The following is a 12,321-nucleotide window of genomic DNA, read 5'->3' on the forward strand; positions in this document are numbered from 1 at the left end:
TTTTCTAATTAACCGATTTATCCGGAAGCATCATGTCCAATAACTTTTTTGACGAAGAAGGATCGAGGGTAAATTTGTTTATCAATTCCTGGTTGGATGATTTAATTTCCTCGTCCAGTTTAGTTTGATTTGCCCTGATGGCCTTTATTAAAGCGGTAAGTTCGGCGGTGGTCCGGCAATAAGCAATTGAGTTCGAAAGCTCATTTTCCCATGTGCTATCAACGTTGTAAAGGATGGTTTTAAGGCCATGCCTGATCCCCTCCAGCCCCGAAAATCCGGTAAATTGGCCAATGGTAAAATTTATAAAATATCCGTTTTTTACTTCATCAGTTAAGTCCTGTAAAGGAATTGAAGTTTCAGTAAAGGAGATGTTTGAAGAAACCCCCAATTCACCGGCAAGGTTGAGTGTGTTTTGATAAACCTGCCGGCTATAAATTGCCCCTATAAAAAGTATCTGAACATCATTAATCCCTTCATTTTTTAGTGTGTGAAGCACTTCAATAAGGTTGGGGAACGAGTTTTTATCTTCCGCAATCCGCGATACTACATTTAAGTTAATCATTTAAAAAAAGCTTAAATAGTATCTTTTTACATTTTACCGGGACGCTTTTTTCGTAATTGCTGAATTCTGCTTCCTGATACGGATTGATGTATACTATTGTGTCATTGGCATTATCAAAATAGCTTTCGGGGAAATTATAGGCTCCCTGAATAGCGTTGGTGATGTGCCAAAAAAAGCGGTGATTGTGAATGATGGTATCCTTTGCCCGATAAATATTGTATAAGCCTATAACATGAATGCTTTCATATATGGCGCCGGCAAAGAATTTCAATTTAAACGACCAGTATAATGACCTGCACATCCTTAAAGGCGACCGGAAGTTTTTAATCCCCGTAAGCCTGGTCCTCACAACTTTAATTTTTTTTTGCTTAAATATATCGTCGTAGTATTCCTTTTGGTAGTTCTCCAAAATTAATATGGTAGGTTCGATGTTGTTTTTTTGTGCAAACGTGGCCAGTTCGTACGTGAGCTTTTCTGCACCGCCAAGAACCAGCTGCCCATTTACAATTAAAATTTTACGCATAAAACTTTTTGATGGTTTTACATACGTATTCAATTTCCTCGTCGCTCATTCCTGGGTTCAGTGGTAGGCTCAGGCAGGTTTCTGCAAGCTCTTCCGCTATCGGGAAATCGCCTTTTTGATAACCGAGATGGCTATATGCTTTTTGTAAATGGGCTGGGACGGGGTAGTGGATCCCGGTACCTATCCCGTGGTTATTTAAATGTTTTTCCAATGCATCGCGTTTGCTGGTGCGGACAACGTATAAATGGTAAACATGCTCTGCTCCCGATGCGATGGCTGGCAATATAAGCTCGCTGATACCGGCAAGCTGCTCAAAATAAGCTTCGGCTATTTTTCTTCTCTCATCAATCCATCCGTTCAGATATTTCAACTTTACCGAAAGAAAAGCGGCCTGTAACTCATCAAGCCTTGAGTTTAGGCCGATAACCTCGTTATAGTATTTTTTTTCGGAGCCATAATTGCGCAGCAGGTTTACTTTATGTGCCAGACCAACATCATTGGTGGTTAAAGCCCCTGCATCGCCGTAGGCACCCAGGTTTTTTGTTGGATAAAAGCTGGTGGCGTTGATGTGGCCAAAACTGCCGGTGAGTTGTTCGTTATAAGTGCAGCCCTGTGCCTGGGCATTATCCTCAATAACAAAAAGATTGTTTTGGGCGGCAATTTGCATAATGGCATCCATTTGGCAAGCCTGCCCATACAAATGCACCGGCATTATTGCCTTTGTTTTAGGGGTGATGGCCATCATGATCAAATGAGGATCTAAATTATAAGTAAACCTATCCGGTTCAACCGGTACTATGGTTGCCTTTACCTGCGATATGGCCAGCCAGGTAGCTATAAATGTATTTGAGGGTGCAATAACTTCATCACCTTCGCCTATATCAAGTGCCTTCAGAGCTAAATGCAATGCGTCAAGGCCATTGCCTACACCAATGCAGTGTTGAACCTTATTATAGGCAGCATAAGCTTTTTCAAAATCGCTGACTTCCTTGCCAAGTATGTACCATTTATTTTGAAAAACGCGCTCAAATGCCGCACGGATTTCTTCTTCAACTAAATTATTCTGGCCGGTAAAAGATAAAAAGGGGATGTTCATTGATTCAGCTTTAAGCTTTAGGCTTTTTGCTTTGAGCTTTTATTCTATACAAATGTTATGACCGTACCGGCCCATGAGTAACCAACGCCAAAACCGGCCAGCAGCCATTTTGCCTGTGGTTGCACTGGTTTTTCTTTCATGGCCTCGTATAATGCAATGGGCACTGATGATGATACGGTATTACCTACATTGGCCATGTAGATATAAAAGTTTTCGGGGGCTATGTCCATCTTTTTGCGCAGGTGCTCCAGCATATACTGGTTGGCCTGGTGCAATATAAACTGTCCGATATCAGCTTTGTTTAAACCGTTTTTTTTGAGGGTATCTGTTATTAAGCCCGGAATTTCCTTCGAGGTAAAGGCAAAAATCTCAGGGCCGTCCATGTGTAGGTTGCCTGGCGATTGTTCATTGCCATAGCCATCATGCGTGGTATCGGTACTTTTTTCCGGATAGCGGATAGCTCCCTGCTTTACCATCAGGTTCCCGGCTCCCTTGCCATCGGTACCCAGTTCAAAGTTACCTATGGCTGCAAAGCCTTCTGTGCTAACAAGGGTAGCTGCAGCAGCATCGCCAAAGATGGTGCGGTTACCTTTATCTTTAGGATGTATGAATTTTGAATATGTTTCTGATGTAAGCAGCAGTATATTGGTAGCAATACCGGCCGCAATCAAGCCTTTGGCTAAAGCAAGTCCGTAAACGTAGCCCGAACAGCCCAGGTTAAAATCAAGTGCGCCCGCTTTGACAGGAATACTCAGTTTATCCTGGATAATACAGGCTGTTGTAGGCAAAAAATAATCCGGACTTTGGGTACAGTACAATATAAAATTAATTTCTGCCGGATTAATGCTATGCTCTTCAAAAAGCTGCTGAGCTGCAGCTATCGCCATATCTGACGCAAATTCATCACCGGCCGCAATATGCCGCGTATCGATGCCTATTTTGTTAGCTATTTTTTCAACCCCCCATTCGGGAAACAGGGTCGACAATTCAGCATTGGTTAGCTTATCTTGCGGCAAATAGTATGAAACAGCCTTTATATAAGCAGTCATGTTATTGAACAGAAAATCCTCCGTCTAAAACCAGTGAAATGCCGGTAACCCATTTGCTGGCGTCTGATAAAAGGTAAACTATGGCGTTAGCCACGTCGCTCGTTTCGCCATAACCAAGCGGGTATTTTTTTGCATCCTCTTCAATTTGTTCAACGGTGAATGTAGTTGAGTTTTCCCACATTTCGGTGCGTACCATGCCTGGAGAAACATTATTTACCCTTATTTTTTGAGGGGCCAGCTCAAGTGTTAATACTTTTTGAATGGCATTAATAGCCCCTTTTGACGCGCTGTACATTGCATTACCCTTTGCGCCTATAAAATTACCGCCGATTGAAGAAACGAAAACTATTGAGCACCCTTTGTTTAGTTTTTTAAGCTTAATCAATTTGCTGAGCAGCAACACAGGTGCGGAAAAATTAGTTTGCATAATGTTGTCGAGCTCGGTTGAGTTTATAAATTTAAAAGGAAGTGTTTTGGTTATTCCTGATGATAATACTACTCCATCCAATCCCGAAATTGATTGTACCAGGGTATCAATATCCTGTTCGCTGGTTAAATCTGCAGATTGCATTATGTGCCCTTGGCCTTCGAGTTCATGAAGCGTTTCTGTAAGTCTATCTACATTTCGACCGCTTATATAGAGTGTTGCCCCCATTCCGGCTGTAATAAGCGCGGTTTTTTTACCAATGCCGGATGATGCCCCTGTAATTAAAATGGTTTTTCCGGTTAATGAAAAAGGATTATTCATAGATGATGAGGTCGGGAATCACGAGGTTTTGGGTTCGGCAAAAGAGGCTCCCCCAGGATAGGCCTACGCCGAAGCCGCAGGCAATAATTTCATTTTCGCCGTTTTTGAGGGCTTCTGCTGTTTCGGTTATCATGGTAATGGGGATACTTGCGCTGCTGGTATTGCCAAAGTTTTTTAACGAGTAAGGTACCTTATTTTCGGGCAATTGAAGTTTCTTCCTGATGCGTTCGTTCATCATAAGATTGGCTTGATGGAAATAAAAGTAATCAACTGCATCTTTATCGATGTTAAACTTTGATAATAAGAGATTTACGCTTTCCGGAGCTTTGGAAATACCGAACGAAAAAACATCCATACCGTCAAGCGATAACTGCATATTATTGCGAATAATGCCATCATCTATTTGATGTGGCTCGAACGAAGCCGGGTTAAACCTGTTGCGGTATCCTCCATCGGGTATAATGATGGATTTAAAACCGCTTCCATCACTCTGTAAAATAAATTTTAAGCCTTCATCACCTTCATTGTATTCAAGTGCGGTGACGGTACCCGAATCGCCAAAAAGAGGATAAGTACTTTTATCGTCCTTTGAACATGATATGGATGAAGTGTCGCCAACCAATAGCAGCGCTTTTTTGATCATGCCGCTTTGCATATAACCTGCAAGCGTACTTAACCCATGTATATATCCTGAACATCCCAGTGAAATATCAAGCGTGAAGCAATGTTGTGAAAGCCCGAGCCTATCCTGTAAAATGGCAGATGTGGCGGGTAAAATATAATCGGCCGATTGGGTTACGAACACAAGTCCTTCTATTTCATTCTTATCCCAGTTTAGTTCGGTGATTAGCTTCGCGGCGGCAGTATAACACAAGTCGGAGGTACAGGTACCGGCATTGGCTATTCGTCTGCGTTCAATACCGGTAGTTTTAATAAGCTTTTCGAGATCCGTTGCCGAAATATTTTGTATGTCTGCGTTTTCTTCAACAGTTGAAGGCACACAGGCTGCAAGGCCCCTTATCGCAACATTTTTAATATGCAGAAATGCCATTGTTAAGCGGTTACCCTTGAAGCAACTATTTCATAAATATCCTGTATGGTTGATGATTTGCGGATGTCGTCACCGGTTAACCTTACATTGTAACTGTCGTCAACAAGGGCTATTACCGATAGTGCCGTCATAGAACTCCACTCATCGTTTTCTTTAAACCGGGTATCTGCAGTAAAATCTTCTGTAGGTATTTCATCAAATTGTTCCGCAAATTGACTGACAAATTGTTGAATATTCATAGTATTATATTTCTGGTTCAATTATATTAATTAGATACTTATATTTTTTTTCATAAGCTTTTCTGTCCATCATCAAATATAAATTATTTTCATCCTCGTTTATTTGGGTGGCAAACATTTTATGAAAGCGTACTACTTTCTTGTTGTCTTTGCGCACATCGAAAAGGCATTGTTCAAAACCCAGTTCGTCCAGGGCGAAGGAAGAGATAAAAAGATCTGATTTGATGGCAGTAAAAGGATCGATGCCGGGCTTAACAAGCCAACTGCCACTATTGTAAGTTTTACCTTTAAAGTCATATAAACGGACAACACCAAGTGGTTCGTGATCAGTAGTTTCAAATAAAAAGTAATATTCTTCGCCCCGCGCCTCACGCTCTTTGTATCCGCGTATCCATAAACGTTGTTTTTCAGGATTATCATCAGTTGGTGATAAATGCCTGGACAGTTTAGGGTTGGTTCGCAGGCTTAAAATAAATTCGGCATCGCTTTCTTCAACCAATCTGAATATTAAGCCAAATTTATGATATGGAAACTGCATTTATAGTGATTTGTATGCTTTAAACAGGTTATACTCTCTTAAATAGTCATCCTCCGTGTATAACATGGACGCCAGTACAAGGCAGATAGCCCCCGACGAAAAATTTGAAATATCACGCCATATTCCCGGTTTAATATGCAATCCCATGTACGGACGGTTCAGCTGCACTGTTTTTTTATTAATGCCATCGTCAATAGTAATGTCAAAACTGCCGCTGGCTGCCACAATAAATTGTTCAAGTTGCTTATGCCCGTGTGCTGCGCGTGATTCACCGCCCGGAATATCGTATAAATAGTATACCCGTTTTACAGCAAACGGAATGTGGATATTGTTTTCAACAGGAGTGATATTTCCGGCCCGGTTATGAATACGGTTAAGGTGGATAATGTTACAATCAAAAACAGTTGATATTTTACCTTCCATGCTTGCGACTTACAAATTGGTCAAAATCCCTGATATACTCATTAACATCATACTTACCGTTGGCCAGGATCAGGGCAAGTGAATTGGTCGAGAAATTCTCAATCTCCCGCCACATCATTTTGGGTACATACAAACCATAGTATGACCGGTTAAGACTAAACCGCATTTCCTTTTCGCCATCATGAAGTATCACATCAAAGCTGCCGCTGATGGCCACGATAAATTCCTGAAGGTTTAAATAGGCGTGACCGCCGCGCCGTTCACCGCCGGGTACATCATAGATCCAGTAAGTGCGTTCAATTTTAAACGGTATATGATTGTTTTCTTCGATAAAGGAAAGGTTCCCCCTGTCGTCTAAAAACTTGGGCAATTGGATGATGTACGGGGCTTCCATATGATATTATGCCTGGTAGCTAACGTTAAAATTAAGATTAGGATGAATCACACCCGGGGCTAAAGAGCTGTTACTGCCCTTGCTTTCATTTTCCACTTCAAACCCAATAAAATCATCGGCACCAAATAAAAGGTATCGCTGGTTTTCGCCAAAAATCAATTTGAAAGAGTAGTTGCCGGCGTTTAACAGATTAGACGGAATGGTGCACTTTACGGTATAAACCCCGGTTTTTGAGTCATTGTTTGTTGATATCAGTACACCATTATGAAATACCGGGATTTCGTCGCTGTTTTTTAATTCAAATGTAGCATCGAGATTGATATCTGCTTTTTGATTAAAAAACACCATCTCAAAACAAATACCTGTCGACATGGAGATGCTTTCGCCCGTAAGCGGTTTGATAATAAATTTAAGCACCCTGATATTTTCGTTTCCGGGTGCTGAGCTTATATCCCCATGATGCTCAAAAGTTGACCGGGTATTGTTATTGGTTTGATAAAAGCTAACAGCTTCAAGCTGTCTGTTTTCGTATATCAGCTGTCCGTTGGCAAGCACAATGCCGCGTGTACACAATGTTTTAACGGCAGCCATGTTGTGGCTTACAAATAAAACGGTACGGCCCTCGTTCTTGCTTACCTGTCCCATTTTGCCAAGGCATTTTTTCTGAAATTCAGCATCGCCAACAGCCAGTACTTCATCCACTATCAGTATTTCGCTTTCGAGGTGCGCAGCCACCGCGAAAGCCAGGCGTACATACATGCCCGATGAATAACGCTTAACAGGCGTATCGATATACCTTTCCACGCCCGAAAAACTCACAATTTCATCAAACTTCCGCTTGATCTCGGCCTTACGCATTCCCAATATGGCGCCATTGAGATAAATGTTTTCGCGGCCACTTAACTCAGGATGAAAACCCGTGCCTACTTCAAGTAAGCTGGCTATCCTGCCCCTTAGCTTTATTGAGCCGGTGGTAGGGGAGGTGACACGACTTAATATTTTGAGTAAGGTGCTTTTGCCCGCGCCATTGCGGCCAATAATGCCCACCGCATCGCCTTGCTCAACTTCAAAGTTAATATCATTCAGGCTCCATACTACATCGCTTTCACCTTTGGTGGTACGGTCATTTATTTCGCCTATTTTTAAAAAAGGATCTTCCTTGCCACGCATACGCGCCCAAAAACGTTCCAGGTCACGAGAGATGGTGCCTGTACCAAAATCGCCTAATTGGTAGGCTTTTGAAAGGTTTTCAACTTTTATTACCTTGCTCATTTATACGGTATCAACAAAAGTTTTTTCAACCTTATTAAATATCACTATTCCTGCCAGCAGTATTAAAGCAGTACTGATAATACTATAACTTAACTGTTCCCAGCTAAAGCTGCCTTTGCCCAATAGGCCGTACCTGAATGTTTCAATTACGGCAGTAATCGGGTTAAATTTAATAAGCCAGCTATATTTAGGGTATTTGGTTTGTGCTACAGATAAGGGGTAAATTACTGTTGTAGCGTACATTAAAAGCGGCACGCCAAAGGCTACTACAAAGGCTATATCCCGGTATTTGGTGGTAACTGCTGATATGATCATACCCAGGCCTAAGCCCAGGGATGCTATCATGATAATAAGGAGCGGTAACAGCAGGGCCGCCGGGTTAGGAACAATATGTTCGCCTTTTAAAACAAATATAATATACAGGACAATGAAGAGCAGGAACTGAACTGCAAAGCGGATGAGGTTTGACAGTACGATACTTAAGGGCATAATAAGCCTCGGAAAATATACTTTGCCAAGCATGCCTGCATTATCTTTAAAAACAGTTGAAGTTTTGTTCAGGCAATCGGCAAAGTAGTTCCAGATGATTGTTCCTGCCAGATAAAAGAGCGGTTTAGGCAAACCATCAACCGGGATACCCGCAAGATTGCCAAATATCAGCGTGTAAAACAGAATGGTAATAACCGGCTGAACAAAAAACCACACCGGCCCTAAAATGGTTTGTTTATAAAAGGAAATAAAATCGCGCCGAACGAGCAGGACAAGCAGATCGCGATAATGCCATACATCTTTAAATTTAAGGTCGAGCAGGCTGCTTTTGGCATTTATTTCAATGTCCCATTTTTCCGGATGCGAATCACTCATTTATTAACTGCTCAAGTTTGGTCATATAATCATGTTCATTAAAATGGTGTATGCATTTTTCCTGCAGGCTTTTGCGGCTGTTGGCAGTTATATGTTTTTGCACATGCCTGGTGATGGCGTCATTGAGCTCAGTAAGGTTGTCGGGGTCTATGGCTTCTCCCAGTTCACCATCGCGTATGGCATCAATACTGCCATCGGTATTGCCGCAGATCACAGGTAAACCACAGGCAAGGGCTTCTATAAACACAATCCCAAAACCTTCTTTTTTACTTGGTAAAACAAACAGGTCGGCAAGCAGGAAATGTTCTGTAAGCTGGGCTTCGTCAATGAAGCCGGTTAAAATTACGTGCTCACTCACATCATGCACTGCAATCATTTTTTTTATGCGGATGTATTCCTCGTTGTCATACTTGCCCGAAAGCACGTATTTTATTTGCGGAAATTTTGATTTAAGGTTCCCCAATACGCTAATTACCTGGTCATAGCCTTTGTATTGCTCTGTAGATGCCAGGCGGGTTAATGAAAACAAAATAAAATCATCATCATGTAAACCGTAATGCTTTAGCAGGCTTTGGGGTTTTGCAAAAGTATCGGGCAGTCGCATAAAGGGATCGATAGCATTATTTAACACGAAGCATTTATCGGAATTTAAGTTGTGCCTGTTTATCATTTGTTGTTTAGTGTAATTACTTACACAGATCACCTTATCGCAGCGTTTAAGCATTAAACGCTGAAAAATTGAAAGCGGGCGCCAAACCTCAATACCATGAGCTACAAGCCATAAGCGGCATTTAGGGTTAATAAGCGTTATAATAAGGCCAATGATGGCCAGGTTGATATGACTTAATATAGCAACATCGGGTTTTATAGAACTACTAATTGTTTTTAAAACAAAACCAATCCGGTTTATGCCAAAGCCTTTAAAACTTGCCGCCGGTAAATATTGCTCCATCAGGTCGTTTTGTTTATCATAAGCAGACCAAAGCTCAAAGTTCCAGTTATTTGTTGTTGCAGCGCGGTGTAAAGAATGCCCAAGGGTACGTGTCATTTTTTGAATGCCGCCGGTAGTGCTAAATGTTTGTAAGGTAAAAAGAATTACTTTTTTAGCCATTATTTTGAACGTGGTATAAAGCAAAAGCCTTTGACCAATGGACCCTGTTGTTTTTGAACTGCTTTATAATCTTTTGTGCCGCTTTTCCCTTATAGCTATCAGTATTGCTTATTTGTTTGTGTCCGCTCATCCATTTTTGCAATGGGAATGTGAACCCCATTTTGGGCCTGTTCCAAATTTCGGATGGAATAAGGCCGCTGAAACTATCGATAAGGAGTTTTTTTGGCTGCTGCCGGTTAAACCTGATATCCGGTGCAATAGCCCGGGCGGTTTGGCTAAAATCTTCATCAAGGAATGGCACTCTAACTTCAAGACCATGGTTCATGCTCATTACGTCGGTATCCCTAAGTAATTGGTTTTGCATATAAAAATGTGTTTCAAACCATTCGGCATGCTCATAATTATAACCTGATGGCGCAGGCGACAAGGTTGAACCGAACAACACATCATTGATATGATCTACACTTGTATCCAGTACAGCAGAGATATCTGCCAATGAAAACAATCCGCGTAAAGCCAGGTAGTCGGCCACGGGATGATTAACAGCGAGGAGTGTTAACCTCTTGTAATGGTCGGGCAAAAAACGGTCGGATAGCTTAAATATCCACGACGGGAGCTTACGCAGATAGCCCAAATATTTTATACGGTTAAATGATGGATAACCTCCAAAAAGCTCATCGGCGCCAACACCGGATAATACAGCCTTTAAACCATCGTCATGCGCATATTTGCTTATAAACCAACTATTGATACCATCGGTGGTGGGCATATCCATAGCGTTTATGATTTGCGGAAAAAATGTTTCAAAGTTTGATTGTGTTACCAGGTGCGAAAAGTTTTGACCATTTATTTTATTGTTGATGATGTTTTGATAACTGCGTTCATCGTAACTTTTTTCATCAAAAAATATAGAAATGGTTTTAAGTTGTTCTTTTTTTTGCTGATGAGCGAGCAAAGTAAGCAAGCTTGAATCAATTCCTCCGCTCAAAAATACACCAATGGGTGCGTCTGCAATTAATTGCCGGTTTACGCCGAGGCTAAGCGTATTATGGATCAATCGCCGGGCCTCGTTTTTATCAGTTACTATGCTTTGCAAGTTATCAATATGATAATTGCTCAAAGTATAATCTCCGTTCCGGTGGTTCCAGCGTAAAAAGTGACCTTTAGGAAGATTTAATACCTTTTTTAACGTAGTGTAGGGCTCAGGGATATTGCCAAATGCCAATAATCTTATTTGCCAGTCAGGATCATTTTCTGTAGCCAGGCCGGCTTGTTTAAACGCCCGAACTTCAGAGGCAAAACAGAGCCCATTATTTATTGCCGAATAATACAGTGGTTTTATGCCCGCAGTATCACGTACCAGGTAGGTGAGGGCTTTGTTAACATCGTACAAGGCAAAAGCAAACATGCCCCTAAGCTTCGCAAATGCTGCGGTACCCCAATTTAAATAGGCCTGCAGAATAACTTCCGTATCAGTACCTGAATTAAATTGTGCGCCCAATTGCAGCAATTCAGTTTTAAGTTCGGGGTAGTTATAAATTTCGCCGTTAAAGGTGATCCATGCATTTTGGCCAACGTCGGCCATCGGCTGATGCCCGTTGCTACTGAGATCAATAATAGATAACCTGCGATGGCCAAAGGCAATATGGGCGCTTTCATCTTCAAATATGCCCTCATCGTCCGGACCGCCGTGTTTTAAGGCACGACACATTAGTTTTACCTTATCCCTGATCTCGGCCTGGGATAATCGTTCAGAAATGATTCCTGCTATACGGCACATCGTTCGTTAAATTTCATAGCTTCGCCCCGTAAATTACATTTAACATTTGTAACTTATTAATTATTAGTAGTTTATGTTGCAGGGCATAAACTGATATTTATTGAACTTTCGGGCGCAAATAATAAAATATTATCAGTTGCCCAAAACAAATTCTTTTTATTTTAAAACCGTTCAATGAGCGATGCGGCAACATTAACAATAATGGAGCAACCGATACTTTCCAGGCGTAATATCAATTGCTTTTGAGATCTGCTCGATACAACTTCTCCTGTCATTCCCTTCAATGCTCCTGCTTTGATAATGATCTTTTCGCCCGGCTGCAGGTCTTCTTCCGTTACCTCCAGTTCGTAGGGGCTTGCCATGAGTAATTTAAGCTCATGGATTTGTTTATCGGGCATAACAGCAGGCTTACCCGAAAAATAAAGAAACCTCGAGATGCCTTTTGTCATTAAAACTTCGGCTTGCTCTTGTTCGGCAATATTTACAAACAGGTATGATTTTAAAAATGGTTCCTCAACCCACTTCCTGCGGTCGCTCCATTGTTTTAGCTGGCGGTGCAACGGCAGGTACACATTAATACCTTTGCTTATTAATGCCTCATAAGCCTTCTTTTCGGCTCGGGGGTTGGTGTAAACCGGGTACCATTTGTTTACTGCCATATCATTTTAGTA

Annotated in this window: 15 protein-coding genes; all 15 read right to left on the reverse strand. The window is 41.6% G+C overall.

Annotated elements, in window-relative coordinates; translation table 11 throughout:
- Positions 1 to 4: 4 nt before the first annotated feature.
- Complete coding sequence (locus AC59JO_RS10750) at positions 5 to 562, reverse strand: hypothetical protein (protein WP_413666213.1); 558 nt, start codon at positions 560 to 562, stop codon at positions 5 to 7.
- Positions 555 to 1,085, reverse strand: coding sequence for a glycosyltransferase family protein (locus AC59JO_RS10755; RefSeq protein WP_413666214.1), 531 nt, complete (start codon positions 1,083 to 1,085; stop codon positions 555 to 557). Before AC59JO_RS10755 ends, AC59JO_RS10750 begins: the two co-directional genes overlap by 8 nt.
- Entirely contained in the window at positions 1,078 to 2,181 is a 1,104-nt protein-coding gene (locus AC59JO_RS10760; RefSeq protein WP_497305265.1) for a DegT/DnrJ/EryC1/StrS family aminotransferase, read from the reverse strand. Before AC59JO_RS10760 ends, AC59JO_RS10755 begins: the two co-directional genes overlap by 8 nt.
- A gap of 44 nt (positions 2,182 to 2,225) precedes the next feature.
- Positions 2,226 to 3,230, reverse strand: a complete 1,005-nt coding sequence (locus AC59JO_RS10765; protein ID WP_413666216.1) for a ketoacyl-ACP synthase III — start codon at positions 3,228 to 3,230, stop codon at positions 2,226 to 2,228.
- Position 3,231: 1 nt separating this feature from the next.
- The gene (locus AC59JO_RS10770; protein WP_413666217.1) at positions 3,232 to 3,978 is read right to left on the reverse strand and encodes an SDR family NAD(P)-dependent oxidoreductase; all 747 of its coding nucleotides are present in this window, start codon (positions 3,976 to 3,978) and stop codon (positions 3,232 to 3,234) included.
- A complete protein-coding gene (locus AC59JO_RS10775) occupies positions 3,971 to 5,029 on the reverse strand; it encodes a 3-oxoacyl-ACP synthase III family protein (RefSeq protein ID WP_413666218.1) in 1,059 nt (352 codons plus the stop codon). Before AC59JO_RS10775 ends, AC59JO_RS10770 begins: the two co-directional genes overlap by 8 nt.
- A gap of 2 nt (positions 5,030 to 5,031) precedes the next feature.
- Positions 5,032 to 5,268, reverse strand: coding sequence for an acyl carrier protein (locus AC59JO_RS10780; RefSeq protein ID WP_413666219.1), 237 nt, complete (start codon positions 5,266 to 5,268; stop codon positions 5,032 to 5,034).
- Positions 5,269 to 5,272: 4 nt separating this feature from the next.
- Complete coding sequence (locus AC59JO_RS10785; RefSeq protein ID WP_497305268.1) at positions 5,273 to 5,806, reverse strand: GNAT family N-acetyltransferase; 534 nt, start codon at positions 5,804 to 5,806, stop codon at positions 5,273 to 5,275.
- Positions 5,807 to 6,229, reverse strand: coding sequence for a sugar 3,4-ketoisomerase (locus tag AC59JO_RS10790; protein WP_413666221.1), 423 nt, complete (start codon positions 6,227 to 6,229; stop codon positions 5,807 to 5,809). It abuts the gene before it with no gap.
- The gene (locus tag AC59JO_RS10795) at positions 6,219 to 6,623 is read right to left on the reverse strand and encodes a sugar 3,4-ketoisomerase (RefSeq protein WP_497305270.1); all 405 of its coding nucleotides are present in this window, start codon (positions 6,621 to 6,623) and stop codon (positions 6,219 to 6,221) included. Before AC59JO_RS10795 ends, AC59JO_RS10790 begins: the two co-directional genes overlap by 11 nt.
- Before the next feature lie 6 nt (positions 6,624 to 6,629).
- Complete coding sequence (locus AC59JO_RS10800; protein WP_497305272.1) at positions 6,630 to 7,895, reverse strand: ABC transporter ATP-binding protein; 1,266 nt, start codon at positions 7,893 to 7,895, stop codon at positions 6,630 to 6,632.
- The gene (locus AC59JO_RS10805) at positions 7,896 to 8,759 is read right to left on the reverse strand and encodes an ABC transporter permease (protein WP_497305274.1); all 864 of its coding nucleotides are present in this window, start codon (positions 8,757 to 8,759) and stop codon (positions 7,896 to 7,898) included. It abuts the gene before it with no gap.
- The gene (locus tag AC59JO_RS10810; protein WP_413666225.1) at positions 8,752 to 9,870 is read right to left on the reverse strand and encodes a glycosyltransferase family 4 protein; all 1,119 of its coding nucleotides are present in this window, start codon (positions 9,868 to 9,870) and stop codon (positions 8,752 to 8,754) included. Before AC59JO_RS10810 ends, AC59JO_RS10805 begins: the two co-directional genes overlap by 8 nt.
- Positions 9,863 to 11,650, reverse strand: coding sequence for an asparagine synthase (glutamine-hydrolyzing) (asnB, locus tag AC59JO_RS10815; protein ID WP_497305276.1), 1,788 nt, complete (start codon positions 11,648 to 11,650; stop codon positions 9,863 to 9,865). Before asnB ends, AC59JO_RS10810 begins: the two co-directional genes overlap by 8 nt.
- Positions 11,651 to 11,811: 161 nt before the next feature.
- Positions 11,812 to 12,309, reverse strand: a complete 498-nt coding sequence (locus AC59JO_RS10820) for a UpxY family transcription antiterminator (protein ID WP_413666227.1) — start codon at positions 12,307 to 12,309, stop codon at positions 11,812 to 11,814.
- Positions 12,310 to 12,321: the final 12 nt, after the last annotated feature.

The sequence above is a fragment of the Mucilaginibacter sp. A5337 genome (assembly GCF_059690695.1).